23 protein-coding genes and 1 tRNA gene are annotated in these 25,333 nt (G+C 55.4%); 18 read left to right on the top strand and 6 right to left on the bottom strand.

Annotated elements, in window-relative coordinates; translation table 11 throughout:
- Position 1: 1 nt before the first annotated feature.
- From CJA_RS02045 to CJA_RS02060, 4 genes are all read left to right on the top strand, one after another.
- Entirely contained in the window at positions 2 to 2,176 is a 2,175-nt protein-coding gene (locus tag CJA_RS02045; RefSeq protein ID WP_238526854.1) for a type IV pilus secretin PilQ, read from the top strand.
- Positions 2,177 to 2,701, top strand: coding sequence for a shikimate kinase AroK (aroK, locus tag CJA_RS02050; RefSeq protein ID WP_012486099.1), 525 nt, complete (start codon positions 2,177 to 2,179; stop codon positions 2,699 to 2,701).
- 149 nt (positions 2,702 to 2,850) lie between these two features.
- Positions 2,851 to 3,936 (top strand): 3-dehydroquinate synthase, encoded by a 1,086-nt coding sequence (gene aroB / locus CJA_RS02055; protein ID WP_041550928.1) that lies wholly within the window; start codon positions 2,851 to 2,853, stop codon positions 3,934 to 3,936.
- Positions 3,937 to 3,965: 29 nt separating this feature from the next.
- Positions 3,966 to 5,624, top strand: coding sequence for an SPOR domain-containing protein (locus tag CJA_RS02060; RefSeq protein ID WP_083766814.1), 1,659 nt, complete (start codon positions 3,966 to 3,968; stop codon positions 5,622 to 5,624).
- Positions 5,625 to 5,684: 60 nt separating this feature from the next.
- Here the strand turns inward: CJA_RS02060 and gcvH are convergent, their stop codons facing one another.
- From gcvH to CJA_RS02090, 6 genes are all read right to left on the bottom strand, one after another.
- Positions 5,685 to 6,077: a glycine cleavage system protein GcvH gene (gcvH, locus tag CJA_RS02065; protein WP_012486102.1), complete on the bottom strand. Its 393-nt coding sequence runs from the start codon at positions 6,075 to 6,077 to the stop codon at positions 5,685 to 5,687.
- 42 nt (positions 6,078 to 6,119) lie between these two features.
- Positions 6,120 to 7,235 (bottom strand): glycine cleavage system aminomethyltransferase GcvT, encoded by a 1,116-nt coding sequence (gene gcvT / locus CJA_RS02070; protein ID WP_012486103.1) that lies wholly within the window; start codon positions 7,233 to 7,235, stop codon positions 6,120 to 6,122.
- A gap of 119 nt (positions 7,236 to 7,354) precedes the next feature.
- A complete protein-coding gene (locus tag CJA_RS02075) occupies positions 7,355 to 7,924 on the bottom strand; it encodes a YbhB/YbcL family Raf kinase inhibitor-like protein (RefSeq protein ID WP_012486104.1) in 570 nt (189 codons plus the stop codon).
- Positions 7,925 to 7,951: 27 nt separating this feature from the next.
- Positions 7,952 to 8,974, bottom strand: coding sequence for an FHA domain-containing protein (locus tag CJA_RS02080; RefSeq protein WP_012486105.1), 1,023 nt, complete (start codon positions 8,972 to 8,974; stop codon positions 7,952 to 7,954).
- On the bottom strand, positions 8,971 to 10,377 hold the full coding sequence (locus tag CJA_RS02085) for a S1C family serine protease (RefSeq protein WP_012486106.1): 1,407 nt from the start codon (positions 10,375 to 10,377) through the stop codon (positions 8,971 to 8,973). The genes CJA_RS02080 and CJA_RS02085 overlap by 4 nt, the downstream gene beginning before the upstream one ends.
- Before the next feature lie 93 nt (positions 10,378 to 10,470).
- Positions 10,471 to 11,229 (bottom strand): ComF family protein, encoded by a 759-nt coding sequence (locus tag CJA_RS02090; protein WP_012486107.1) that lies wholly within the window; start codon positions 11,227 to 11,229, stop codon positions 10,471 to 10,473.
- Positions 11,230 to 11,430: 201 nt separating this feature from the next.
- Here CJA_RS02090 and bioB point away from each other — a divergent pair, with 201 nt between their 5' ends.
- The 14 genes from bioB to rpsO all read left to right on the top strand — a co-directional run bounded on the left by bioB (position 11,431) and on the right by rpsO (position 25,221).
- Positions 11,431 to 12,507: a biotin synthase BioB gene (gene bioB, locus CJA_RS02095; protein WP_049765384.1), complete on the top strand. Its 1,077-nt coding sequence runs from the start codon at positions 11,431 to 11,433 to the stop codon at positions 12,505 to 12,507.
- Positions 12,508 to 12,545: 38 nt separating this feature from the next.
- Positions 12,546 to 13,742, top strand: coding sequence for an 8-amino-7-oxononanoate synthase (gene bioF, locus CJA_RS02100; RefSeq protein WP_041550932.1), 1,197 nt, complete (start codon positions 12,546 to 12,548; stop codon positions 13,740 to 13,742).
- Positions 13,735 to 15,243: a malonyl-ACP O-methyltransferase BioC gene (gene bioC, locus CJA_RS02105; RefSeq protein ID WP_012486110.1), complete on the top strand. Its 1,509-nt coding sequence runs from the start codon at positions 13,735 to 13,737 to the stop codon at positions 15,241 to 15,243. The genes bioF and bioC overlap by 8 nt, the downstream gene beginning before the upstream one ends.
- A 19-nt stretch (positions 15,244 to 15,262) precedes the next feature.
- Positions 15,263 to 15,949 (top strand): dethiobiotin synthase, encoded by a 687-nt coding sequence (gene bioD / locus CJA_RS02110; protein ID WP_012486111.1) that lies wholly within the window; start codon positions 15,263 to 15,265, stop codon positions 15,947 to 15,949.
- 2 nt (positions 15,950 to 15,951) lie between these two features.
- A complete protein-coding gene (locus CJA_RS02115; protein WP_012486112.1) occupies positions 15,952 to 16,650 on the top strand; it encodes a DUF2459 domain-containing protein in 699 nt (232 codons plus the stop codon).
- 172 nt (positions 16,651 to 16,822) lie between these two features.
- Positions 16,823 to 17,089, top strand: coding sequence for a hypothetical protein (locus CJA_RS02120; protein ID WP_012486113.1), 267 nt, complete (start codon positions 16,823 to 16,825; stop codon positions 17,087 to 17,089).
- Between the two features lie 13 nt (positions 17,090 to 17,102).
- Complete coding sequence (locus CJA_RS02125; RefSeq protein WP_012486114.1) at positions 17,103 to 17,978, top strand: putative metalloprotease CJM1_0395 family protein; 876 nt, start codon at positions 17,103 to 17,105, stop codon at positions 17,976 to 17,978.
- A gap of 106 nt (positions 17,979 to 18,084) precedes the next feature.
- A tRNA-Met gene (locus CJA_RS02130) sits at positions 18,085 to 18,161 on the top strand.
- A 242-nt stretch (positions 18,162 to 18,403) separates the two neighbouring features.
- Positions 18,404 to 18,898: a ribosome maturation factor RimP gene (gene rimP / locus CJA_RS02135; RefSeq protein ID WP_041551906.1), complete on the top strand. Its 495-nt coding sequence runs from the start codon at positions 18,404 to 18,406 to the stop codon at positions 18,896 to 18,898.
- 100 nt (positions 18,899 to 18,998) lie between these two features.
- A complete protein-coding gene (nusA, locus tag CJA_RS02140) occupies positions 18,999 to 20,480 on the top strand; it encodes a transcription termination factor NusA (protein ID WP_012486116.1) in 1,482 nt (493 codons plus the stop codon).
- A 53-nt stretch (positions 20,481 to 20,533) separates the two neighbouring features.
- The gene (gene infB, locus CJA_RS02145) at positions 20,534 to 23,326 is read left to right on the top strand and encodes a translation initiation factor IF-2 (RefSeq protein ID WP_012486117.1); all 2,793 of its coding nucleotides are present in this window, start codon (positions 20,534 to 20,536) and stop codon (positions 23,324 to 23,326) included.
- Positions 23,327 to 23,427: 101 nt separating this feature from the next.
- On the top strand, positions 23,428 to 23,838 hold the full coding sequence (gene rbfA, locus CJA_RS02150; protein ID WP_012486118.1) for a 30S ribosome-binding factor RbfA: 411 nt from the start codon (positions 23,428 to 23,430) through the stop codon (positions 23,836 to 23,838).
- Positions 23,838 to 24,797, top strand: coding sequence for a tRNA pseudouridine(55) synthase TruB (gene truB, locus CJA_RS02155; protein ID WP_012486119.1), 960 nt, complete (start codon positions 23,838 to 23,840; stop codon positions 24,795 to 24,797). Before rbfA ends, truB begins: the two co-directional genes overlap by 1 nt.
- A 154-nt stretch (positions 24,798 to 24,951) precedes the next feature.
- On the top strand, positions 24,952 to 25,221 hold the full coding sequence (gene rpsO / locus CJA_RS02160) for a 30S ribosomal protein S15 (protein ID WP_012486120.1): 270 nt from the start codon (positions 24,952 to 24,954) through the stop codon (positions 25,219 to 25,221).
- Positions 25,222 to 25,333 lie beyond the last annotated feature (112 nt).

Below are 25,333 nucleotides of genomic sequence, written 5' to 3' on the forward strand. Positions count from 1 at the left end.
AATGGATGCTCTATTCTCATCGGGGTTGAATATGCGAAAAATAGCCATCTTGATAGTCTGTTTTGCATCAGCATTGGCGAATGCTAACAGTATAAATAAAATAGATTTCTCTCAGTTGCCCGGTGAGCGATTTGAGGTACATATAGGCTTCGATTCAGTTCCTCCTGAACCTAAAGGCTATACGATAGAGCGCCCAGCTCGTATTGTGTTGGACTTTCCCGACACAAGCAGCTCTTTGAAAGAGCGTCGTTTCCCACTGGCAGTTGATAATGGCCAAAGTGCATTATTGTTGGCCAGTGAAGGCCGTACTCGATTAATCTTAAATTTAAACCAGCTTTCGACATATACAACACGTACTGATGGCAATAGTTTTATTGTTGAGGTCGGAGCTGCTCAAGTGGGGGGCGCAAAGTCTAATGCTCAGCATGGTAGTGGGCTTATTTCCAATGCTTCTGGAGGCCTATCGGCACAGGACTCTATTAAGGGCGTAAGAGTCACTAATATCGATTTCCGCAGAGGTGCAACTGGTGAGGGGCGGGTTATTGTTAGCCTGTCTAATCCTAAAGTAAGTGCAAATATGGTAGGAACTGGTACTGGTGTGCGTTTATCTTTCAAAGATGTATGGTTGCCACCAGAACTGCGTAGGCGTCTGGATGTTGTAGATTTTGCAACTCCGGTGTCTTTAGTGGCTGCTGCTCAGGATGGCGAAAATTCTGTTTTGAATATCAGTGCCTCTGGTGATTTTGATTATCTTGCTTATCAAACAGATAATGAGTATGTGGTGAGTATAAAGCCGCTTACTGAGCGTGAAAAACAAGAGAAGAAAAAAGATTTTGAATATACCGGTCAGAAGCTTTCTCTTGATTTCCAGGACATAGAAGTGCGTGCCGTTTTACAAATTATTGCCGATTTTACAGATTTGAACTTGGTGGCAAGTGACACTGTACAGGGACGTATTACATTGCGCTTGCAAAATGTTCCTTGGGATCAGGCCTTGGAAATGGTACTTAAAAACAAAGGTTTAGATAAGCGTCAGGTTGGAAATGTACTGATGGTTGCACCTGCTGCAGAGATTGCTGAACGTGAGCGCCAAGAGATTGCAACTAAAAAGCAACTGGAAGAATTAGCTCCGTTACGCACCGAATACATTCGTGTTCGCTATGCGAATGCCAAAGAAATGTTTGAGTTGTTTCGCGGTGGCCAGGGGGCTGGCTCTGGAAGAGGTGGTGCTAGTGCTGGTGGTCAGGGCGGTAATCAATCAACAGGTAGTGTGTTGTCTGAAAGAGGACAAGGTATAGTTGATGAGCGCACTAACTCAATTATCATCACGGATACTGCAGATCGTATTGAAGCTTTTAGACGCTTGGTTGAACAGATAGATATACCAATCCGTCAGGTAATGATTGAGTCCCGTATCGTGATAGCCAATACGGATTTTGAACGTCAGTTGGGTATTCGTTGGGGAGGGGCTGGCTACCATCTTAATAATTCACGATTAATTAATGTTGCCGGCTCTCAATCAGGTTTGGATGATGAGGATGGAACCAGCCCGGCGAATTGGTTTACTAATGGTGGAACTCTGAATCTTACAGAAAATAACATGGTAAACCTCCCGGTTAATAATCCTGCTGGATCTATTGCTGTTGGTGTTCTTACTGATAGTGTCTTTTTGGATATGGAACTCAGTGCTCTTGAAACATCCGGATATGCTGAGATTGTTTCCCAGCCGAAGGTAATTACTTCTGACAAGCAGAAGGCAGTAATTAAGTCGGGAAAAGAAATTGCATATCAGGAGACATCGCCAAGCGGTGGTACCACTACTGGTTTTAAAGAGGCTGTTTTAATGCTGGAGGTAGTGCCACAAATCACGCCTGATAATCGCATTATTATGGATTTATTTGTTACCAAAGACTCTGTAGGGGAGATTACCCAGCAAGGAGTTCCATCTTTAGATGTAACACGCCTTCAAACCAAGGTTTTGGTGAATAATGGTCAAACTGTTGTTCTCGGTGGAGTGTTTTCACTTGAGTCAACAAAGGGTGAGAGTAAAGTGCCAGTGCTTGGTGATATTCCTTATCTTGGTCGACTTTTCAAGAGAACAGTTGATAACCAATTCAAAACCGAACTGTTGATTTTCGTTACCCCCAAACTTATTGCAGATTCACTCACCAATTAAATGTCTAAATCCAACGTTTTCCTTGTCGGCCCTATGGGGGCCGGCAAGTCTACTATCGGCCGCCTGCTTGCGGCCGAGCTTGATTTTGTGTTTCGCGATAGTGATCGTGTTATTGAAGAGCGCACGGGTGCTGATATCCCCTGGATTTTTGATATGGAGGGGGAAGAGGGGTTTCGCGAGCGTGAGTCTGCTGTTTTGAGTGAATTGGCAGAAGAGCGGGCCAGCGTAATTGCCACTGGTGGCGGCATAGTGTTACGCGAGTTGAATCGCCAGTTGATGAAGTCATCGGGGTATGTGTGTTATCTGACGGCGTCTATCGACCAATTGGTGGAGCGCACTGCCCGGGATAAAAAGCGGCCTCTGCTGCAGGTTGAAAATCCACGACAAAAAATTATTGATCTGGTAACACTGCGTGACCCTCTCTACCGTGATGCGGCTGATGTGATCGTTAATACGGATCGCCGTCCCCCGAAGTCTGTTGCTCAGGAAATCGCGGCACTGGTTAAGAATCGGGGCCTCACCTGATTTACCTGCATGCTGTATTGGCGAGTTTATTGTTGATAATCAAGCTTATATAGGCCCCACTTTTTATATCTCCACCCGGCTTTGTGCTAGAGTAGCGGCGTTTCTATATCCCTTCCTGATGATTCCGCAGTCTTGGTACCCGTATGACGATGCATGTATTGAATGTTGATCTTGGTGATCGCAGCTACCCGATTTATATAGGCGAGCATTTACTGGCGCAGGGTGAATTGTTGCACCGCCACATCAAGGGGCGTCAGATTTGTATAGTGACCAATGAAACGATTGCACCTTTGTACTTGCGGCCTGTTCAGGAATCGCTGGCCGGCCATCAGGTTGATACCTGTGTGTTACCTGATGGTGAGGCATATAAAACACTGGCGGTACTTAACCAGGTTTTCGACAAGCTTCTTGGGGCGCGTCACAACCGTACTACAACACTGATTGCCCTGGGCGGCGGGGTGGTTGGTGATATGACCGGGTTTGCAGCGGCTTGCTACCAGCGCGGTGTCGATTTTATCCAAATCCCAACCACGCTGTTGTCTATGGTCGATTCTTCGGTAGGGGGTAAAACGGGTGTTAACCATCCGTTAGGTAAAAACATGATTGGCGCTTTTTACCAACCCCAGGCTGTGTTAGCGGATATGGCGTTGTTGCGTACTTTGCCGGAGCGAGAGCTTTCCGCCGGTATTGCTGAAATCATCAAATACGGACTGATAGGCGATTACCCTTTCTTTGTGTGGTTGGAACAAAATATGGATGCCCTGATGGCGCGCGATATGGATGCCCTGGCTTATGCGGTCAAGCGCTCCTGCGAAAACAAGGCTGATGTTGTTGCTCAGGATGAACGTGAAGGGGGGCTGCGAGCCATCCTGAATTTCGGCCATACCTTTGGCCACGCGATAGAAACTGCCCAGGGATATGGCAATTGGCTGCACGGTGAAGCCGTTGGCGCCGGCATGGCCATGGCTTCTGATTTATCCTGGCGCCGTGGCGCTATCAGTGATGGTGAGCTGGCTCGTATCCTGAGCTTATTGGAGCGATCAAAATTGCCGACCAAAGCCCCGGCGGATATGACGCCTGAGCAGTTCACCAGCCTGATGGGGGTGGATAAGAAAGTGCTTGATGGCCGGTTGCGCCTGGTACTGCTGGAATCCATGGGGAAAGCGATTACCACCAGTGACATCAATCCCGATCAACTACAGCAAACTTTTGTTGCCTGCCGGGCAGGCGCCTGATATCCACTGCAGCGAGCGAGGCTAGCATCATGACACTGGAATCCCCTCTCAGGGCACAGGCCGACAGCCGGATTCTGGAGCCTTCCATTGGCCAGTATCAAGGCAGCCTGTTTGATGAATCTGCAGATCATCACTCACAACTGTTGGCAGATTATCGTCAGCGCTATGGCCTTGCAGAAGATCCATTCTCTGATGATTACAGTTTCCCGCTATTTACCGGCGCAGGGCGGCGGCAGGTTCTGGATCGGTTGCTGCACCTGTGCCAATTCAGCAGCAGCTTACTGGTGGTGATGGGCGATTACGGGGTGGGAAAGACCCGGGTTGCCCATGGTTTTATGGATTCCCTGTCTGAGCATGACAAGCTGAGTTATTTGCCGCTTAAATCGGGTCAGACCAGCCGGGAACTGCTCGCTGCCATGGTAGAAGACCTGGATTTGGGCTGTGATGGTGAGCCGACGGAAACCAGCCTGCTGGCTTGCCTGGATCATATGATGGCGGTTGATCCGCTGGAGGATGATGGCCTTGCTGTCGTGGTTATTGATAATGCCCATTTGCTGGCGGGAGAAACTCTGCAGCTTCTCGCCGATCTGTTGCAGCGACATCCCCAGCAAACCAGTTTGCACCTGGTGCTGTTTGGTGAACCGGTGTTGATGGATAACCTGGATCGCTGCAATCTTGAATCCCTACTGCTCAATGATTTTTATCTCCAGCCATTCACCTTGGCGGAGACGGTGGATTACCTGAATTTCCGTATGGAAATGGCCGACTACCTGGGCCCTGAAATTTTTACCGAGTCCATGGTTAATCCCTGGTGGCGTCAAGCCCAGGGTCAGTTAAGCATTATCCACCAGTCTGCCCAGGAGCGATTGCTGGAGTCTGTTGTCACTCAGACCTCGGCTCCATTGGTGTCCAAACGCAATTTACCCGTGATGCATATTCTGGCTATTTCGGGATTGATTGCGCTGGTCGCTGTGTTATTCCTCTATATGGATGAAGACTCCAGCGAGCAGCCTGCAGCTGCTGTTTCCGTGCCGGCTCCAGCTTCTGCGCCGGTGGCATCTTCAGGTGTGGATCTGACCCGCACGGATACGCCTGTACAACCGATTATGCCAAGCCTTCCCGCTACTCAGGCATCCCAGCCTGCGCTAGCTCCTGCTCCTTCTGCAGAGGATAAGGTGGTACCCCTGGCCGAGTTGCCCGTTAGCTCACGGCCACAAGAGCCAGCGATACATGTGCCTGCGCCGACCCAGGTTGCCGCCCCTCCCCAACCGGTTGCGGTTCCCGAGCACAAACCACAAACAGTTCCGGTGGCTGCTGAACCCAAACCCCAACCGTCTGCGAGCAAACCACAAGCTGCCGCTGCAAAACCGGTAGCCGCGACGGCCGGCAGTGCCCAGGAGCGCACCATCCTCGGATGGCCTGCAAGTCATTACACGATTCAATTATTGGGTGTGAGCAATGAAAAAGCGGCGCGTGACTATATTGCCGCCCAGCCCAATAAGGCAGATTTGTTGATGTTTAAAAGCAAACGCCAGGGTAAGGATTGGTTTGTCGTGATTACCGGGCGCTACCCGAGCACTGTCCAGGCGCGCCAGGCGATGGCCAGCTTGCCATCGGTGCAGCGGGAAGCGGGGCCATGGCCGCGTGAGATAGGTGCCATCCAGCAGGAAATTCGCGCTGCGCAATAATGGATTCCCCTACTAAAAAACGCGGTCCGGGCCGCGTTTTTTAGTAGGGGGTAACGCTGGTTATTCCTCGCTTTCCAGCAGTTCGCGATACTCATCGGCGGACAGGGCTTCATCCAGCTCAGACACATCATCGGGCTGCACACGGAAGAACCAGCCCTCGTCATAGGGAGAGCTGTTTACGGTTTCCGGTGCATCCTGCAGTAGTTCGTTAACCGCTACAACTTTGCCGGACACCAGCGAATAAATATCAGAAGCGGCTTTTACCGATTCCACGACGCCGGCTTCTTCGCCAAGGCTGACGCGGCTGCCCACTTCCGGGGTTTCTACATAGACCACATCACCCAGTGCATCCTGGGCATGGTCGGTAATGCCGATGGTCACTGTGCCGTCTTCTTCGACGCGTGCCCATTCATGGCTGCTGAGGTATTTGAGTTCTTTGCGAATGTCGCTCATGGTGATTTTCCTGTAAACGGGCAGTTGCGTGAGTTCGGGGGATTAAACCAGGGCTTTTCCCTGGCGTACAAAACCGGGGGCGACGACATCGACAGTGACCAGCTTGCCACGCATTTCTACCTGGCATTGGGCACCGGGTGTCAGGGGTACCTGGGTGACAGGTACCCGCGCCAGAGCAATAGAATAGCCCAAGCTGGGCGAAAATGTCCCGCTGGTAATCACGCCGCGTTCATCGCTGTTGGCGATATGCACCAACTGTTCGGCGCGCAGGACGCCGCGCTCGCGCAGCACCAGGCCAACCAGTTTGTGGCGTTGGCCTGCGGATTTTTCCGCAGTGAGTGCCGCGCGGCCGATAAAGTTGCGCGCCTCCGGTTGCCAGGCGATAGTCCAGCCCATATTGGCTGCCAGCGGAGAGATGTTTTCGTCCATCTCGTGGCCGTAGAGGTTCATCCCCGCCTCCAGGCGCAGGGTATCGCGCGCGCCCAATCCGCAGGGTGCTACACCGGCGGCTGCCAGGGCTTGCCAGAAAGTGCCGGCCTGTTCATTGGGCAGCATAATTTCGAGGCCATCCTCGCCGGTATAGCCAGTGCGTCCAAAAAACCAATCGCTCCCCTGTTGTGTGGAGGCGAGCCCCTGGAAAACCTGCAAGTTATCGATCAGCGTAGCCGCTTCGGCACTGACCAGGGTTTTGGTGATGGCAATGGCCTGCGGGCCCTGGACGGCGATCATGGCCAGGTCGGCGCGCTCTTGCAGCTTGACCTGGTAGTTGTTTGCTACCTGGCTCATCCAGGCCAGGTCTTTTTCGCGTGTACTGCAGTTGACGACGACGCGGTACCAGTCGCCCATGTTGTACACAATCAAATCATCGATGACACCGCCCTGTTCGTTGAGCATGCCACTGTAGAGGGCTTTGCCCACCAGGTTATCGAGTTTGGCAACGTCATTGGCCAGCAGGTATTGCAAATAGGCCTTGGCATCGCTGCCGGTCACATCAACCACCGTCATGTGGGATACATCGAACATACCGGCATGTTGGCGAACCTTGTGATGTTCATCGATTTGCGAACCATAGTGCAGGGGCATGTCCCAGCCGCCGAAATCGACTATTTTGCCGCCCATGGACTGGTGGATGTCATAGAGTGCGGTTTTATTACCCATAGGGTTTACCTGTCAGCCTGAAAGGTGGGGGGGAGAGAATAGAAAAGGGGCGCCATTGTAGGTGCGGGGTGCAGCCAGTGCAAATGCCCCGGCGAGTGGCCGGGGCAGGGCTGTGGATGCTAGCGGCTGTAATACGCGGTAAAACTGGCCTTGTCGATACGGTTAGCGTTGATCATATAGCCGATCAGGGCCGCTGTGGCGCCTTCGGGAATTTCCAGTTTTTCAACCTTGAGGGCATACAGGGTAAAGATATAGCGGTGGGGCTTATCGCCTTCCGGCGGGCAGGCACCACCAAAGCCGGTGGTGCCAAAATCAGTACGGCCCTGGGCCGCCCCAGCGGGCAGATCCTTGCCTTCCACAGTACCTGCACCCGCCGGCAGGGATTGGGTATTGGCAGGCAGGTTATACACGACCCAATGCCACCACCCTGAGCCGGTAGGTGCATCCGGGTCGTATACCGTCAGGGCAAAACTTTTCGTCCCTTCGGGCGCGCCGCGCCAGTTGAGGGCGGGTGAAATATTCTTGCCGGTGCAGCCAAAACCGTTAAACACTTGGTCCAGCGTCAAGGTGGATTCGGGTTTGATACTGGGACTGCCCAGGGTAAATTCGGCGGCCAATAATGCCTGGCTGGCCAGCAGGCAACTGCCGAGCAGGGTAGCTTTGGCGAGAAACAGGGTGCGTTTTAACATAGTGCTCTCCTTGGGTGAAAACGGCTGTTAATGATCGGATGGTAAGGCACTGGAGCTGGCAGATTCGGCAGATGCTGATGTCGCCTCTCCCTTGTCATCGTCTTTCTCTTTCGGCTTGCGCTGTGCATCGACCCTGGCCTGCAGCGTCTGCATCTCGTCAATAAACGCCTCCGCCGGCTGATCGCGGCTCAGGCGCAATGCCGGTGGATACAGGTTGCTCAGGTAAAGTTCATCGGCCAGGTGTTTGCTGGATTGGTATTGCGTGGTCATCACAATCGCACTGCTGACCAGTGTCAGGCTGACCAGGGATATTTTTAACCGGCCTGGCCGCTTGTGTCCTGCGGTGCGCAGATGGAAATAAAAGGCGACGGCTATGAGCGCGATAATGGGGGGGGATGTAAAGGTTGCCAGCCATTCCCAGCTCAGGGCATAGGCGATGATCGAGCGCAAATGTTCCCATAGCTCGACTGCGACCAGCGCACAGCAGGTGATAAATAGCTGGCGACCAAAGCGTGGATGGCCGGTAAACAGGCGCCCTAACAAGGCCCAGAGGCCGCTCCAGCCCAAGGCAAACAGCATCATGTAAATCACGGCCAACAGGTAATCGGCGGCACTTTGCTGGTTCAGGTCATTGAGCCAGGAGCCCAGCAAACTGCTCAGGCCGAGAATGGCCAGGCCGGCCAGGGCAGGGCGCCAGCCCTCCCAATGATGGTTAGTATCATCCGCCTGCTCCGGTGCCACAACGAAATCGCGCGTGCGGATGCGCAAACGGGTGCGTCCCAAGCGATAGGCCTGCTCGCCGTTAACGACGAAAAAGGCTTCACGTTGGTGGTTATGGCTAATACCGTTCAGGCTTTCCAGGTCTGTGAGCACTAACTCATCGAGTTGGTTGCGCTCGATAACGGCATGGTGTGGTGCTGTGTGGGGGTCATCCAGGATGATGTCGTTATCGTAGGCGCGCCCCAATCGGATTGGCAGCTGGTGACACGTGTGGCGTGCCTGGACGCTGCCGTCGGGATTCAGGATTTCAACAAAAACGGGGAAACTCATGGCAACACCTCCCGCGCATTTTGATCCGGGTCAGGCGTTTGTCCGGGAGGTTCTTCTGTCGCAGCGTCATCAAGGGGGACGGCTTCATCGAGAGGCGCTGTGGTCGGGGCCTTATCGAGTCCGGCAAGAAAGGCTTCTGCCAGCCGTACACCGTTATCAAAAGATACCCCGAGGATATTGATCATACTTTGCAGGTTTTTCGCAGGGTCATCGGTGCTGGCAGTAATCAGGGTGAAGTCATAGAGCCCGGGAAATTGGTGATAGGCCTCACTACACACCAGCGCGCGTACCGGCAATTGGTTGGTACGTACAAAGCTTTCATAGCAGGCGGCGGGGGTGATGGTGTCGCTCTTGGCGGTGCTGTAAACCTGGCTGCCAAACTCACTGCTGACCAGCCGGCTGAACTGCATGGCATTGAGCTTTTTGCTGTGCAGGTATTTGTGGCGCAGGGTGATATGGCCCGTCTGCAAATCGCCGGAGACGAAAATTTCCGACTCCATTGAGCAGTGGATACTCGCACTGGAATAGCCCTTGTTACTGTTATTGGAGCCGCCCCAGCAGCGCACCTGGTCGGATTCGCGCACGGGCACCTGGTAGCTGCCCAGGCGCTTCAGGGTAAACGGCTTCTCCAGCAATTTATCGACCATGATTGTTTGGTGCTGGAGCAATTGCTCGCCAATGATCGGCTCAAAATCCTTGGGTGGAACCATGTCTTCGCTGACCTTCGCCAGCAGCGCTTGCACATAGCTTGCCGGTACCAGGAAACTCACCAGCTCGCCATCGCGGCGATGGGCAACATTCACGCCGGCGAGTTCGCCACTGGCAGTGATATTGGGGCCGCCACTCATGCCCGGATTCACCGGGCCGGTAAACATCAGTTGGTCGGAAAAACCGCGACTGCTGATGCCGTTATAGGTGCCTTCGGTAATGGTAAAGCCCAGGTCGAGCGGATTGCCCAGGGAGTAAAGCCGCTCGCCCTGGTCGAGCTTGGCGAGATCGCCCTGAGGCGGTATATGGAAAAAGCCACTGCCGCGGCGATCCACCCGCACAACAGCGAGATCATGCAGCACATCGACGGCCAGCAATTCAATGCTGCCGCTGTTGCCATCGGTGGTTTTGTATTGGCCCAGGTAAGTTTCCGGTTCCAGGGCAATCTGCGAGACCACGTGGTAGTTGGTGACCACCAGGTTTGAGGTGCCGATCAAAAAGCCGGAGCCAACCGACGACTGGCTATCCCCATTTTTCAGCAGTACCCGCAATTGCAACAGGTCGTATTGGGCCGTGGCATAGAGTTGTTGGGCCGCCGAAGACGGGGGTTCACTGGAGGAGGCTACATCTTGTGCCAGGGTGAACTGGCAGGTGCTGGCCAGCAGGCCGGCAAGTGCGAGGTGCTTAATCTTCATGAAGATCCTTAGGAAATCCCGGTGCAATACCGGCGCCTCAAACAGGTGCGCCGGGTAATCAGTACGTCATCTTAGTCGTAAAAGCGGTTTTCGTCATAGACCGTTGCTCTCTCCTGGCGCGGGTGTGCGCGCCAGGGCCCAGATATCGACACGGGCAGCACCGGCCCTGACCAGCAATTCACTCAGGCAGCGGGCGGTAGCGCTGGTGGTGACCACATCATCGACCAGGGCGAGGTGTTTGCCTTGGATAGCCGGGCACCGTTTGGGTTCCTGGGCAAATGCGCGGCGCAGATTGCGCAGGCGCTCCTGGCGGTTCAGCCCTTTCTGGCTGTGGGTGTGCTGCAACCGGGTACAAATCGGTAGTACCGCAATACCCAGGGCTTGGCCAAGCTGTCGGCTCAGCAAGCTGGCCTGGTTAAAGCCGCGTTGCCAGCGGCGGCGCCAGTGCAGGGGAACCGGCACTAGCAGGTCCGGGCGCAGGCGAGGGTCGGTTTCCAGGCGCTGCCGGATGTGCTGGAGCAGCAACTTGCCCAGGCATCTCCCGGCACTGGGCTGCTGCTGGTATTTGAAGCGATGGATCAGGGCATCCAGTGGATAGGCATAGCGATAGGGAATAATACTCGCCGTAAAGCTGGCAGGTTCAGCCAGGCATTGGCCGCAAAAGTAGGCCGTGGAAGCGAGGGGCAAACTGCAGCAGTGGCAGCGGTAACTGTCGAGCAATGGCAGTGACTGCACACAGGTCTGGCACAGCAGGGTGGTGTCGGTTGTGGTATCCAGGTCGCCATCGCACAGCAGGCAGGGGCATGGCAGCAGGTGATCCAGCAAGCGGGTTAGCCAGGGTGAAGTTGTCATCAGTTATATCCTTTAACTGTGTGAAATATAGCGCCCGCCAGTGTGCCATTACTGCCGGGTTGGCGGAATCCCTGCTGTATGGAACTCCGCAGGGGATATGTGTTTTTTTAGAAGTAGTAAACCACAACTCATCTTTCAGGTTGACAGCTTGGGCCGCTCGGTTAAGATGCGGTCATTGTGCCTTTTCTCTGGATGCCTGTTATGAACGCCAGTTTTGCTCCTTCCTCTTCTTTTGTGGCTGGCCTGCGCCACGATTGGTCGCGCGCCGAAATCAAAGCTCTGTTTGAGCTGCCCTTCAGCGACCTGATGTTCCAGGCCCAGAGTGTTCATCGCGCCTGGTTCAATCCCAATGAAGTGCAAGTCAGTACCCTTTGCTCCATTAAAACCGGCGCTTGCCCGGAAGACTGCGCCTACTGCCCGCAATCGGCTCGCTATGACACAGGTCTGGAAAAAGAAAAGCTGATGGCGGTGGAAAAGGTGATCGAAGAGGCCCGTGCCGCCAAGGCCAGCGGTGCCACCCGTTTTTGTATGGGCGCCGCCTGGCGCTCGCCCAAGGGCAAAGACATGCCCTATGTCACCGCCATGGTAAAAGGCGTGAAGTCCCTGGGTATGGAAACCTGTATGACCCTGGGGATGCTGAGTGAAGCCCAGGCGCAGGATCTGGCTGATGCCGGCCTCGACTACTACAACCACAATCTGGATACCTCTCCCGAGTACTACGGCGAAATCATCACCACCCGTACCTATCAGGATCGTCTGGAGACCCTCGACAACGTGCGCAAGGCGGGTATGAAAGTCTGCTGTGGCGGCATTGTGGGCATGGGCGAAGAGGTGCTTGACCGCGCTGGCCTGCTGCAACAGCTCGCTAATATGGCCGAACACCCGGAATCTGTACCCATCAACATGCTGGTAAAAGTGGGCGGCACACCGCTTGAACGCGAGGCGGACCTTGACCCTATCGACTTTATTCGCACCATTGCGGTGGCGCGTATCCTGATGCCCAAATCCCATGTGCGCCTGTCGGCCGGGCGCGAGCAAATGAACGAGCAAACCCAGGCACTGGCATTTCTGGCCGGTGCCAACTCGATTTTCTACGGCGAAAAGCTGCTCACCACCCCCAATCCCGAAGCCAACAAGGACATGCAGTTGTTTAACAAGCTGGGCATCAAGCCCGAAGCTTATGACGTGCATGAAACCGAAGAGGAACAGGAGGCCGCGCTGGTACACCAGCTGGAAGAAGCCAAGCTGGACGCATTCTTCTACAACGCTGCACGTTAATCACGATCCCCTGGCGGGCGAACCCCGCCCCTGTGCCCATGCCTTCACATCTTGACCAAACCCTGGCTGCGGCGCTCAGCGAGCGCCGCGCCCAGTACCGCTATCGCCAGCGCAAGTTGCTGCAGTCGCCGCAAACACCCGAATTGGTGGTGGACGGTAAAACCTATCTCGCTTTTTGCAGTAACGACTACCTGGGATTGGCCAACCACCCGCAGGTCATTGCCGCACAGCAACAGGCCGCTGCCCGCTGGGGTGCCGGCAGTGGCGCCTCCCATTTGGTGGCGGGCCACACCCAGGAACATCACGCTTTGGAAGAAGAGCTGGCTGCGTTTACCGGGCGCCAGCGCGCGCTGTTATTTTCCACCGGCTACATGGCTAACCTGGGGGTGATCAGCACCTTGGTAGGCCAGGGTGACGGGGTGTTTGAAGATCGCCTCAACCACGCCTCGCTGCTCGATGGCGGCCTGCTCAGCGGCGCCCGTTTCCAGCGTTTTCTGCACAGCGATATCAATAACCTGCAAGCGCGCCTGCGCAAAACCGATGCCGCGCGCAAACTGGTGGTAGTGGATGGTGTATTCAGCATGGACGGCGACTGCGCACCCCTGCCGCAACTCGCGCAGGTATGCGCACAAGAAAACGCCTGGCTGATGGTGGATGATGCCCACGGTTTTGGGGTGTTGGGTGAAACTGGCGCGGGTACCTGCGAGCACTTCGGCCTGGACCAGCAGCAGGTGCCGGTTTTAATGGGCACCCTGGGCAAGGCCTTGGGCAGTTTCGGTGCCTTTGTGGCCGGTAGCGAAACCCTCATTGAAACCCTGATCAATTTTGCCCGTCCCTACATATACACTACCGCCATGCCGCCCCCGGTAGCTGCCGCCACCCGCGCCAGTTTGCGTTTGGTGCAAAGCGAAGCCTGGCGCCGCACCCATGTACAGCAGTTGATCGCCCAGTTTCGCAACGGTGCCCAGGACTTGGGACTGCAATTGATGGATTCCTTTTCCCCGGTGCAGCCCCTGTTGGTAGGTAGCGAGGCCAAAGCCCTTGCCATTGCCGAAGCCCTTGCCCACCGCGGTATTTTGATTATCGCCATTCGCCCGCCCACGGTGCCGGTTGGCAGTTCCCGTTTGCGCATTACCCTGAGCGCCGCCCACACCGAAGCACAGGTGGCGCAGTTGCTGGATGTACTGGGCGAGGTGATGAATAGCACCGCGATTCGGGGCCTGGCCGATGACTAGACCTGTGCTGGTGTTAGTGCACGGCTGGGGTTGCGATAGCCGCACCTGGCAGCCGGTGCTGGACGGATTGCGCGAACTGGTACCGGTGCAGTTGGTTGACCTGCCCGGTTTTGGCAATACGCCTGCTTTGGAAACCTTTTCCCTGCCTGCTGTGTTGGCCGCTATCGAGTCGCAACTGCCGGAGCGTTGTGTGCTGTTGGGCTGGTCGCTGGGCGCTATGTTGGCGGTGCAATTGGCCGCCCGTTTGCCACAGCAGGTGCTGGGGGTTATTTCGCTCGCTGCCAATGCGCGTTTTGTGGCGAGCGATGATTACCCTCATGCCATGGCACCGGATGTCAATCGCCAATTTAACAGCCGCTTTGCCGAGCAGCCCCAGGCGGCGCTAAAAATGTTCACCGGCCTGCTCGCCCAGGGCGATGTGCAAGAGCGGGCACTGCTCAAACAACTGCGCACACAGGTGCCGGATGCCATCAACCATAACTGGGCGCAAGCGCTGCAATTGCTGGCCGAGCTGGATAACCGCGCTGCCTTGGTGCAGCTATCGCAGCCGCTGTTGCACCTGTTGGCCGAACAGGATGCCCTGGTGCCGATAGCGGCCGCAGAATCTCTGCGCGGACTCAATAGCCAGCATCAAATACACGTGATTGCCGGCAGTGCTCACGCCGTGCACTGGAGCCAGCCTCAACAGCTGATCTCTGCGGTACAGGATTTTTATGAAACACTGGCGACGGCCGTGGATAAAAAGCGCGTTGCCCAATCCTTTGGCAAGGCGGCAGCCACCTACGATTCGGTGGCCGGTTTGCAGCGCGCCGTGGGTGCACAATTGCTGGATTATCTGCCCGCTCAGCTCGACCGCACCAGGCTGTTGGATATTGGCAGTGGCACGGGGTTTTTTACGGCACAGTTGGCGACGCGCGGCGCTGAGGTGATCGCGCTGGACATCGCCCAGGGCATGCTCGACTTCGCCCGCCAGCAACATCCACAGGCTGCCGATTGGGTCTGTGGTGATGCAGAAAACTTGCCCTTCGCTCAATCCAGTGTGGACTTTATATTTTCCAGCCTGGTGATTCAGTGGTGCGCCAGGGTCCCCCAGCTAATGCAGGAGTTGGCGCGTGTGCTCAAGCCCGGCGGCAGGGCCTATATCAGCACTCTGGGACCGGGTACTTTGGTGGAGTTGAAGCGCGCCTGGCAGCAGGTGGATAACTATGTACACGTCAATCGCTTTGTCGGGCGTACCAGCCTGGAGCAGGCGGTACAACAGGCGGGCATGCAGTGCCTGGCGTTTGTTGAATCCACGCGCCGGCTTTACTTTTCGCGTCTGCGCGACCTCACCCATGAGCTAAAAGCGTTGGGCGCACACAATATCAACCCCGGTCAGGCGCAAGGGCTTACCGGGCGCCAGCGTTTGCAGGCCTTTAGCCTGGCTTACGAGCGCGAGCGCAGTCCTCAGGGGCTGCCCGCCAGTTACGAAGTTTATTACCTGGTATTGTGCAAGCCTTGATGGCCCGGATTGGCAGGATATGAGCAAGAAAGCCTTTTTTATTACTGGTACCGACACAGACGCTGGCAAAACCCTGGTGGCCACAGGCCTCCTGGCCGCTGCGCGCCTGCGCGGACTAAGCACCCTGGGGTTAAAGCCGGTGGCGGCGGGTTGCACGCGTACCGAGCAGGGATTGCGCAACAGCGATGCCCTGGCATTGCAGGCGCAAAGCACCCTTCCTGTAGTTTACGAGCAGGTAAACCCCGTTGCACTGGAAGCTGCTATCGCCCCCCATATCGCGGCGCTGCAGGAAAAGCGCAGCCTGAGCGCCGATCGCCTGGCCGGTTTTTGTCGCAGCAGCTTGCGCCAGGCCGATTTCACCCTGGTGGAAGGGGCTGGCGGCTGGCGCGTCCCCCTCAATCCCAGTGAAACTCTGGCCAACCTGGCGCAACTGCTACGCTTGCCGGTGGTATTAGTGGTCGGTATGCGCCTGGGATGCATCAACCATGCGCTGCTCACGGTGGAAGCCATCCGCAACGATGGACTGCCACTGGTTGGGTGGGTGGCTAATGTACTGGACGCAGATATGCCGGTATTGGAGGAGAATATTGCCAGCCTGGCCCAGCGTATTCCTGCTCCCTGCCTGGGGGTGGTGCCGCGCCTGTCGATGGCCTCCGCCGACGCGGCGTCGGCCCATCTCGACCTGACCCCATTGCTGGACGCATGATCATGGAGATCGTTGCCAGGTTGCGCGCCGGCTTAGGGGTCTGTGTACTGGTGCTGCTCCTGTCCGGTTGCGTCAGCTCACCGCGTGAAGCCGATGTTCCCCTGCGCGATACTCAACACGTTATCTATTTCATTTATCAGGGGTGGCACACCAGCCTGTTGTTGGAGGCGGAGCCTGTGCGTCGCTACAGTCGCCATTTGCAGGCAGATGTAGTGGGGCAGGATTATGTACGTATCGGTTGGGGTGATGGTGATTACTTCACCGGCAAAAGCAAGTCCATGGGTACGGCCACCCGTGCGTTATTTGTCTCCGATTATTCAGCGGTACAGGTGCTGACGTACCGGCAGTCACCATTGGCGCATATCCCGTCGGAAACGCGGGTTCCCCTGGCCATTACTGAACGATCCTTCAAGCGTTTGGTGCGTTATCTCGACAGCGCTTTCGCATTGGACGCACAGCGACAATTGATACGCTTACCCGCTTACGAGGAAAATACCGGGACCTTTTACCGGGCTGAGCAACATTACAGTCTTTTCAGTAACTGCAACACCTGGAGTGGGCGTGCGCTCCAGGCGGCAGGGCTGCCCGTGCGCAGCCGGCTCCATCTCACGGCGCAGAGTGTTTTTGAGCAGGCCCGCACAATCTCGCGCATCCAAATGGCCCATGGCCTGGTGCCAGCGGCGTCAAATCCGGGGTTATAACCTGTTATTTTTTAAACCTAACTTGTCTTAAAAGCGGCAAGCCGGGCGGCAATTCCGGCTGTTTTTTGTGCGCATATGGGCTTACACTTCCAGAAATAGTGGGAAAGTGTTTTTTATGACCTGCTTTCCCAGCAGAATCAAATGCTTAATGCATGGTTAGAGAGGTTTCGCGATGGACGTAGGTTCAGTGGTTAACCAGGGCCTGATTGGTATGCAAACCAGTCAGGCTTCTATGTTGCAATCTGCCCAGCAGATAGCGCGCGCGGGTACTGCCCAGCCAACGCCGGCAAACCAGCCAGCACCCCAGGCCAGCCAGGAGCAGGACCTGGTTGAGCCGCTGGTGAATTTGCGGGTGCAGGCCCAGGTATTTGATGCCAATGCCAAGGTAGTGAAAACTGCCGAAGAAACTATTGGCACCCTGCTGGATGTGAAAGCCTGATTGGAGTGATGCTGTGATTGGTCCTATTCCGTCTAACTTTGCCAATGCCATAGCGCCCTACGCGCCTGTGGGACGGCAGCCTGTTAGCCAGGAAACCAGCGACCTTAAGGAGTCCAGCTTCCGCCCGGCGGAGCAGTTGGACGAAGCGGCGCGCAGTGAAAACCGTCGCCTGCCCGATGAGCGTCGCAATGATGAGGTGGAGCAGGATCGTGTTAGTCGCAATCGCTCCCAGGCGGATGACCAGCGCAGTGCACAGCGCGACAGGGAGCAACTTGAGCTGGAGCAGGTCCAGGAGTTGGCCGCACGCGACCGTGAAGTGCGCGCCCATGAGCAGGCTCACGCGGCGGCGGCCGGCCAGTATGCCAGTAGCCCCTCCTATGAATATGTGCGCGGCCCGGATGGTGTCAGCTATGCCGTTGGCGGTTCCGTGCAAATAGATACCAGCCCTATTCCCGGTGACCCCGAGGCCACCCTGCGCAAGGCTGAACAGCTACAGCGTGCCGCCAATGCTCCAGCAGGGCCCTCGGGGCAAGATCGCCAGGTTGCCGCCCAGGTGGCGCAGATGGAACAGCAGGCGCGGGCGGAAATCCGCGAGCAGGCGGCAATCGAGGCCGAGCAGCAAGCAGAGCAGGTTCGTGAAGAGGAAGAACAGCGCCGTCTGGCGGACAGTGAGCGCGAGTCTGAGCGCCTGGCAGCGGAGCGGGCGCGCGAAGAACAGGTGCAGGCCGGTTTTAGTGAAGAGCAGCGCCAGTTGGATCAGCGTCGTGCGCGGGCGGACCTGTTTAACCAGGCCAGCCAGCGCAATATTGATATCAATCGCCGTCTGATTGAAATAGGTGTTTTCCCCGGTGCTAACGCGGCTGGTCGTTTATTCGACAGTCGTGCATGACGGGTGCTTAAAACAACGGAAATTCAAATATTTATCTTGACCGACCCGGGATGGCTCCCTATAATTCGCGGCCTCACTTGAGCAGTTGCCCAGTGTGAGTTTCTGTCGCGGGGTGGAGCAGCTTGGTAGCTCGTCGGGCTCATAACCCGAAGGTCGTTGGTTCAAATCCAGCCCCCGCAACCAAATTTCTTATAACGGATCTGCTGCTTTTCGAAGCAGGTTCGCGTCAGAAAGCCCCTTTTTGGGGCTTTTTTGTATTTGTTTTCCGCGGGCTGTGCCCTGCCTGGTCCCGGAGTCCACTGGCCTGTGGCGGTGTTCAGCTGTAATCGTTGAAATGGGCCTTGGGCCCATTTTTGTTTTCAGGTTCTGGCACGGTGCAACGTGCCCCTGTTCGAGTACGCTGGCAAGCGCAGGTTGTAGTGGTTATGGCATCCAAACAAGAGCGTTTAACTGATCTGATTGTACCGGTGGTTGAATCACTGGGGTGTGAGCTTTGGGGTTTGGAATACCTTACCCAGGGGCGCTACACCACACTGCGAATTTTTATTGATGGTCCCCAGGGTGTCTCACTGGATGATTGCGAGCGTGTTAGCCGCCAAATAAGTGCAGTGCTGGATGTGGAAGATCCCATTGATGGGGAATACACGCTGGAAGTTTCATCGCCTGGCCTTGATCGCCCGCTCTACACAGAAGCGCAATACGCGCGCTATGTTGGCGAAACTGTCAATTTACGTCTGCGTATTGCGGTTGAGGGGCGTCGTCGTTTTAAAGGTGTCATCTCCGCCATTGAAGAGGGGGCATTGCTGTTGCAGTTCGATAACCAGACGGTGCGCTTACCCATAGAAACCATTGATAAAGGCAATCTGGTACCGCGTTATGACGACATCTTGCGCGAGCATGCAGCGGGTTTGGATGAGTAAGATTTTTTGAATCAGGCTGGCGAAATATTTCGTCTAACCCATGGAATTTGAATCACCCCGGATAACGATAGGGGCATGAGGAGTTAACAGAGGCATACCCATGAACAAAGAAATTTTGCTGGTTGCGGATGCAGTGTCCAATGAAAAGGGCGTCGATAAAGAGCTGATTTTCCAAGCTATAGAAACCGCTTTGGCGACGGCAACAAAAAAACGTTTTGATGAAGACTCCACTATTGAAGTCATCATTAACCGCACGACAGGCGATTATGAAACCTGGCGCAGCTGGGACGTCGTGAGTGACGATATCCTGGCTGAACTAGGCACCCAGTTCACACTTGAAGAAGCCCATGAAAAAGATACATCGCTCAAGGCGGGCGATGTCTATCGCGAAAAAATTGAAAACGCGGAATTCGGTCGTATCGCCGCACAAACTGCCAAGCAGGTGATCGTGCAGAAGGTACGCGAAGCCGAGCGCGCGCAAATGGTTGATGAATATCGCGACCGTATGGGTGAACTGGTGAGCGGTACAGTGAAAAAAGTCACGCGCGACAGCATTATTGTTGACCTGGGTAACAACGCCGAAGGTGTATTGCCGCGCGATCAGCTGATCGGTCGTGAAATTTTCCGCATGGGTGATCGCGTGCGCGCGCTGCTGCTGGATGTGCGTACCGAAGCGCGCGGCCCTCAATTGCTGCTGAGCCGTTCTGCACCACAAATGCTGGTGGAGCTGTTCAAAATCGAAGTGCCTGAAATCGCCGAAGAAGTTATCGAAATTAAAGGTGCGGCGCGCGATCCGGGGCTGCGTGCAAAAATCGCGGTTAAAACCAATGATGGCCGTATTGACCCCGTAGGTGCCTGCGTCGGTATGCGCGGTTCACGGGTGCAGGCGGTTTCCAATGAGTTGGGTGGCGAGCGTGTGGATATCGTGTTGTGGGATGATAATCCGGCACAGTTTGTTATCAACGCCATGTCTCCGGCGGAAATTGAATCCATCGTCGTCGACGAAGATGCTCGCTCCATGGACTTGGCAGTCAACGAAGAAAACCTGGCCATGGCGATTGGTCGCGGTGGTCAAAACGTGCGCCTTGCCTGTGAACTCACCGGATGGAACATCAATGTGATGAGTGTGGCCGATTGGCAAGCGAAACAAGAAGCGGAATCCGGTAGTTATATCCAAATATTTATGAGTGCGCTGGATGTCGATGAAGATATCGCCGGAGTGTTGGTAGAGGAAGGTTTTACCACACTCGAAGAAGTGGCTTATGTACCGCTGGAAGAAATGTTGGCCATTGATGGTTTTGACCAGGACATCGCCGAGGAATTGCGCGCGCGCGCTAAAGATGCGCTGCTGACACAAGCCCTGGCTTCCGAGGAGCGCCTTGAAGGTGTGGCACCCGCTGAAGACTTGCTTTCCATGGAAGGTATGGACTCCCAGCTGGCTATCCGGCTGGCGAGCCGCGGCATAGTGACTATGGAAGATCTGGCCGAACAATCCATTGATGATTTGCTGGATATCGAAGGTGTTGATGAGACTCGCGCAGCAGCACTGATTATGAAAGCGCGTGAGCCCTGGTTTGTCTAAGCCATCCTGATATGACTTAGCACCAGGCAACGAACAAACCCTGAGGAAAAACAATGGCAGAAGTAACCGTTAACGAACTCGCCACGTCCATTGGCGCACCTGTCGAGCGTCTGCTCAAGCAGATGCAGGAAGCGGGATTGCAGCACAAAACCGCCAGTGCCAAAGTGTCCGACGAAGAGAAGCAGCGCCTGCTGGCCTATTTGAAAGGTAGCCATGGCGAGGCCGCCGTTGAGCCGCGCAAAATTACCCTGCAACGTAAAACTACCACAACCATCAAAACCGGTACGGGTAATGCAAAGAAAACCGTGAATGTGGAAGTGCGTAAAAAACGCACCTACGTTAAACGTGAGGATGATGTGGTTGATAACACCCAGGCCGCACAGTCTCAGGAGCAGGATGACGAGCTGGCATCTACTGTTGTTGAAGAAGTACAGCAAGCGGAGCCATCAGTTGTGCCTGTGGTGGACGTTGCGCCCGAGCCGGAACCTGAACCTGTGGTGGAAGAAGTGGACGTTGCGGCTGAAGAAGCAGAGCCTGTTGAGGCTGCTGTTGATACTTCAGCACCGACGCGCTTTTCATTCACCGATGGCATCGAAGAAAAACGTCGTGCTGCGATCGAGCGTCGCCAGGCAGAGGAAGCTGCACGCCAGGCAGAACTCAAGGCTATTGAAGAAGCCAAGCGCGCCGCCGAGGAAGCCAAACGCACACAGCCGCGCGCAGAAAAGCCGGCTGATAAATCTGCTGCGGCAGGAAAAGGCGCAAAGCCGGATAATCGTCAGCCTGCCAAAGGCAAGCAAGCTCCTGTCGCTGTGCCGGTAGAGCGCGAAGACGCTAAACATGGCCACGGCCACAAAAAGCATCATCACGGTCGCAATGATGATGATTTCGATGATGACAGTGCTGATCGCGGCAACAAGCGTGGTGCTGGCAAAGCTGTGAAAAAAGCGGCTGCTCCCAAGAAAAGCAGCAAAATTGATTTACTCGACTTTGTGGGTGATGACAGCGAAGACAGCGATGTATTGGCGCGTCGCAGCCATATTCGTGCACACCACAAGAAAAACAACAAGCACGCCTTTAAGAAACCGACGACCCAAATTGTGCATGAAATTGACATTCCGGAAACCATCGCTGTTTCCGAGCTGGCGCAGCGCCTCACTATCAAGGTGGGCGAGCTGATCAAGCGCTTGATGAAGATGGGGGTAATGGCCTCCATGAACGAGCAGATCGACCAGGATACCGCCGTATTGATCGTGGAAGAATTGGGCCATAAAGCCAATTTGGTCAGCGAGAATGATATTGAGCACGCGCTTGAGAAATCCCTGGAAACCGCCGGTGAACTGACAACCCGTGCTCCCGTAGTAACGGTTATGGGCCATGTTGACCATGGTAAGACCTCGCTGCTTGACTATATCCGCGAAGCGAAAGTGGCGGCAGGTGAGGCCGGCGGTATTACCCAGCACATTGGCGCTTATCGCGTAACGACATCGCGCGGTGAGATCACTTTCCTGGATACTCCGGGCCACGCGGCCTTTACTGCGATGCGTGCCCGCGGTGCCAAGGCCACAGACGTGGTGATCCTGGTGGTTGCGGCGGACGATGGTGTCATGCCGCAAACGGAAGAGGCCATCATGCACGCCCGAGCGGCGGAAGTGCCTATTGTTGTGGCTATCAACAAGTGTGATAAACCATCAGCTGACCCGGATCGCGTTACCAATGAGCTGGTTGCCAAGGGCGTCATTCCGGAGGCCTATGGCGGTGACACCCAGTTTGTGCAGGTATCTGCCCATACTGGCCAGGGTATTGATGAATTGCTTGAGGCGATTTCCCTGCAGGCGGAAGTATTGGAACTGACAGCAGTGACCAATGCTGCTGCAAAAGGGGTAGTAATTGAAGCCCGTGTGGATAAGGGGCGCGGTACCGTCGCAACAGTGCTGGTACAGCAGGGCACCCTGAAACAGGGCGATTTGATCCTGGCGGGCCAAAGTTATGGCCGTGTCCGCGCTATGGTGAACGAGCGCGGTGAGCAAGTGAAAGAAGCCGGTCCATCTACTCCGGTAGAGATTTTGGGCCTGGATATGCCGCCTAGCGCCGGTGACGATTTTGTGGTGTTGGATGATGAGCGCAAGGCGCGTGAAGTAGCGGCGTTCCGCGCCGAGAAAGAGCGCAAAGAGAAACTTGCGCGCTTCCAGGCTGCCAAGTTGGAAAATATGTTCTCCAATATGGAAGCGGGCCAGAAGAAAACCCTTACCGTGGTTATCAAGGCCGATGTACGTGGTTCACTCGAAGCCATCCAGGCCTCATTGGCGGATATTGGCAATGATGAAGTCCAGGTCAATGTTATCTCGTCCGGTATCGGTGGTATCACCGAAAACGATGTGAACCTGGCTGTGACTTCAGGCGCGATTATTGTTGGCTTTAACGTGCGCGCCGATGGTGCCACGCGCCGCCTGGCTGAAACCGAAGGCGTGGATATTCGCTACTACAGCATCATTTACCAATTGCTGGACGAAGTGAAAGCCGCCCTGAGCGGGATGCTGGATCCTGAGCGTGTTGAGACCATTGTGGGTATCGCCAATGTGCGCGAAGTGTTCAACTCGCCCAAGTTTGGTCAGGTGGCCGGCTGTATGGTGGTTGAAGGTACGGTGTACCGCAATAAGCCGATCCGCGTATTGCGCGACAACGTGGTGATCTTCACCGGTGAACTGGAATCGCTGCGCCGTTTCAAAGACGATGTCAATGAAGTGCGCAATGGCTTCGAGTGCGGTATCGGTGTGAAGAATTACGACGTGAAGGTCGGCGACCAGATCGAAGTGTACGAAGTGAAAGAGGTAGCGCGCCAGCTCTAATCGGTGCGCTGCTTTCAGGCCCCAGCCCTGTCACAGGGGTGTGGGGCTTTGTTGTTTTAACTCGCCCGTCAAGATGGGCGAATGCTCCGAGGTAATGGCGCATGCCAAGAGAATTTACTCGCTCTGATAGGGTTTCCGATGCCATACAGCGATTGTTGGCACAGGTGATTCCACAGGAAGTCCGCGATCCACGCCTGGGGATGGTGAATATCAATGCCGTGGCGGTTTCGCGCGATATGGCGTTTGCCAAGGTCTATGTCACCTTTGTCGGGGTGACCGATGAGCCCAAGAGCCTGGAAGGAATTGGCATCCTCAATAAGGCCAGTGGTTTTTTACGCAGTTTTGTCGCGCGTGAGTTAAGCATGCGCACGGTGCCCAAACTGCAATTTATTTACGACAAAACCAGTATTCGCGGCCAGGAATTGTCATCGCTGATTGACCGCGCTATCGCGGAAGACCGCCTTCATCCCCAGGGTGATCAGACCGATGATCAGCAGGAAGGGCGCGACTGATGGCGAAACGTAAAGGCCGCCCTGTCGATGGTGTTTTGCTGCTCCACAAGCCCGCCGGCATGACTTCCAATCAGGCGTTGCAACGGGCCAAGCGTTTGTTCTTTGCCGAAAAGGCCGGTCATACCGGGAGCCTTGATCCTTTGGCGACCGGGGTTTTACCGCTCTGTTTTGGTGAAGCGACCAAGTTTTCCCAGTTTTTGCTGGATGCGGATAAGGGGTATCGCACCTGTATCCGCCTGGGGATCACCACCGATACCTGTGATGCCGATGGAGATGTACTTGAAACGCGCTCTGCAGCTGCCATTACCCGCGCCCAGCTGGATAGCGCACTGGATGCCTTCCGCGGCAATATCCTGCAAGTACCCCCTATGTATTCGGCGCTCAAGCTCAATGGCCAGCCACTCTACAAAATAGCTCGCCAAGGGGTGGAGGTGGAGCGCGAACCGCGAGCAGTGACTATCCATTCGCTGGATGTACTGGCATTTCGCCCTGGCGAAGTTGCTGAGGTTGAGCTGGATATTCGCTGTAGCAAAGGCACCTATATTCGCTCTATTGCCGAAGACCTGGGACGTGCCCTGGGCTGTGGTGCCCATGTGAAAGTGCTGCATCGCAGCCTGGCCGGATCTTTTGGCGAGGATCAATGTATTGGCCTGGAGCAGCTGGAGGCGGACTACGAGCGGGGCGGCTATGACGCCCTGGATGCCCATCTGGTCAGTGCCGATGCCCCGGTGGCGAGTCTGCCCGCCGTGGACTTGCCTGCCAACAGCGCCTACTACTTCCGCCAGGGCAATCCGGTAATGGACACCAAGGTCTATCGCATCGCCCGGCAAGGTGATATTGTGCGCGTCTTTTGTGCAGAAAGCGCTCAATCCCCGCGCCAGTTCCTGGGATTGGGGGAGATCACCGACGATGGTCGTGTGGCGCCCAAACGTATTATTGCCAACCGCTCGGCCGGATAGGTGAAGGTGGTTGGTTCGGATTTACCAGTTCGCTGGTAATAGGCGGTGCTGACATCCTGTCCCGAGGGGATGAGGATAATCAGCACTATAGCCCGGCTGTAAATATGCGCGGCCGAGGCTGTAATCATCTGCATATTATGAAGAGGAAAACATCATGGCACTGAGTGCTGCTGAAAAAGCTGGAATCGTAGCGAAATACCAAAAAGTTGCTGGTGACACTGGCTCACCCGAAGTGCAAGTTGCCCTGTTGACTGCAAATATCAACAAGCTGCAAAACCACTTCGTTGCCCACAAGGCTGACCACCACTCACGTCGCGGTTTGATCCGTATGGTTAACTCCCGTCGTAAGCTGTTGGACTACCTGAAAGACAAAGACGCTCCTCGCTACTCTGCTCTGATCCAGGATCTGGGTCTGCGCCGCTAGTTGTGTCCCTGTGCCCGCTTTGCGGGCACTTTTCTTTTGGCCACAATGGTAATCCTCATCGACAAGTTTCAGGGAGTTTCGCGGTAGTTCGCATTTAACAACTATCGCACGG

Origin of the sequence: Cellvibrio japonicus Ueda107, assembly GCF_000019225.1 — a bacterium.
GTDB lineage: Bacteria > Pseudomonadota > Gammaproteobacteria > Pseudomonadales > Cellvibrionaceae > Cellvibrio > Cellvibrio japonicus.

Bases quoted from the DNA above. Each gene is read 5' to 3' on its own strand.
- CJA_RS02045 (WP_238526854.1), top strand. From the start codon at position 2: ATGGATGCTCTATTCTCATCGGGGTTGAATATGCGAAAAATAGCCATC.
- aroK (WP_012486099.1), top strand. From the start codon at position 2,177: ATGTCTAAATCCAACGTTTTCCTTGTCGGCCCTATGGGGGCCGGCAAG.
- aroB (WP_041550928.1), top strand. From the start codon at position 2,851: ATGCATGTATTGAATGTTGATCTTGGTGATCGCAGCTACCCGATTTAT.
- CJA_RS02060 (WP_083766814.1), top strand. From the start codon at position 3,966: ATGACACTGGAATCCCCTCTCAGGGCACAGGCCGACAGCCGGATTCTG.
- gcvH (WP_012486102.1), bottom strand. From the start codon at position 6,077: ATGAGCGACATTCGCAAAGAACTCAAATACCTCAGCAGCCATGAATGG.
- gcvT (WP_012486103.1), bottom strand. From the start codon at position 7,235: ATGGGTAATAAAACCGCACTCTATGACATCCACCAGTCCATGGGCGGC.
- CJA_RS02075 (WP_012486104.1), bottom strand. From the start codon at position 7,924: ATGTTAAAACGCACCCTGTTTCTCGCCAAAGCTACCCTGCTCGGCAGT.
- CJA_RS02080 (WP_012486105.1), bottom strand. From the start codon at position 8,974: ATGAGTTTCCCCGTTTTTGTTGAAATCCTGAATCCCGACGGCAGCGTC.
- CJA_RS02085 (WP_012486106.1), bottom strand. From the start codon at position 10,377: ATGAAGATTAAGCACCTCGCACTTGCCGGCCTGCTGGCCAGCACCTGC.
- CJA_RS02090 (WP_012486107.1), bottom strand. From the start codon at position 11,229: ATGACAACTTCACCCTGGCTAACCCGCTTGCTGGATCACCTGCTGCCA.
- bioB (WP_049765384.1), top strand. From the start codon at position 11,431: ATGAACGCCAGTTTTGCTCCTTCCTCTTCTTTTGTGGCTGGCCTGCGC.
- bioF (WP_041550932.1), top strand. From the start codon at position 12,546: ATGCCTTCACATCTTGACCAAACCCTGGCTGCGGCGCTCAGCGAGCGC.
- bioC (WP_012486110.1), top strand. From the start codon at position 13,735: ATGACTAGACCTGTGCTGGTGTTAGTGCACGGCTGGGGTTGCGATAGC.
- bioD (WP_012486111.1), top strand. From the start codon at position 15,263: ATGAGCAAGAAAGCCTTTTTTATTACTGGTACCGACACAGACGCTGGC.
- CJA_RS02115 (WP_012486112.1), top strand. From the start codon at position 15,952: ATGGAGATCGTTGCCAGGTTGCGCGCCGGCTTAGGGGTCTGTGTACTG.
- CJA_RS02120 (WP_012486113.1), top strand. From the start codon at position 16,823: ATGGACGTAGGTTCAGTGGTTAACCAGGGCCTGATTGGTATGCAAACC.
- rimP (WP_041551906.1), top strand. From the start codon at position 18,404: ATGGCATCCAAACAAGAGCGTTTAACTGATCTGATTGTACCGGTGGTT.
- nusA (WP_012486116.1), top strand. From the start codon at position 18,999: ATGAACAAAGAAATTTTGCTGGTTGCGGATGCAGTGTCCAATGAAAAG.
- infB (WP_012486117.1), top strand. From the start codon at position 20,534: ATGGCAGAAGTAACCGTTAACGAACTCGCCACGTCCATTGGCGCACCT.
- rbfA (WP_012486118.1), top strand. From the start codon at position 23,428: ATGCCAAGAGAATTTACTCGCTCTGATAGGGTTTCCGATGCCATACAG.
- truB (WP_012486119.1), top strand. From the start codon at position 23,838: ATGGCGAAACGTAAAGGCCGCCCTGTCGATGGTGTTTTGCTGCTCCAC.
- rpsO (WP_012486120.1), top strand. From the start codon at position 24,952: ATGGCACTGAGTGCTGCTGAAAAAGCTGGAATCGTAGCGAAATACCAA.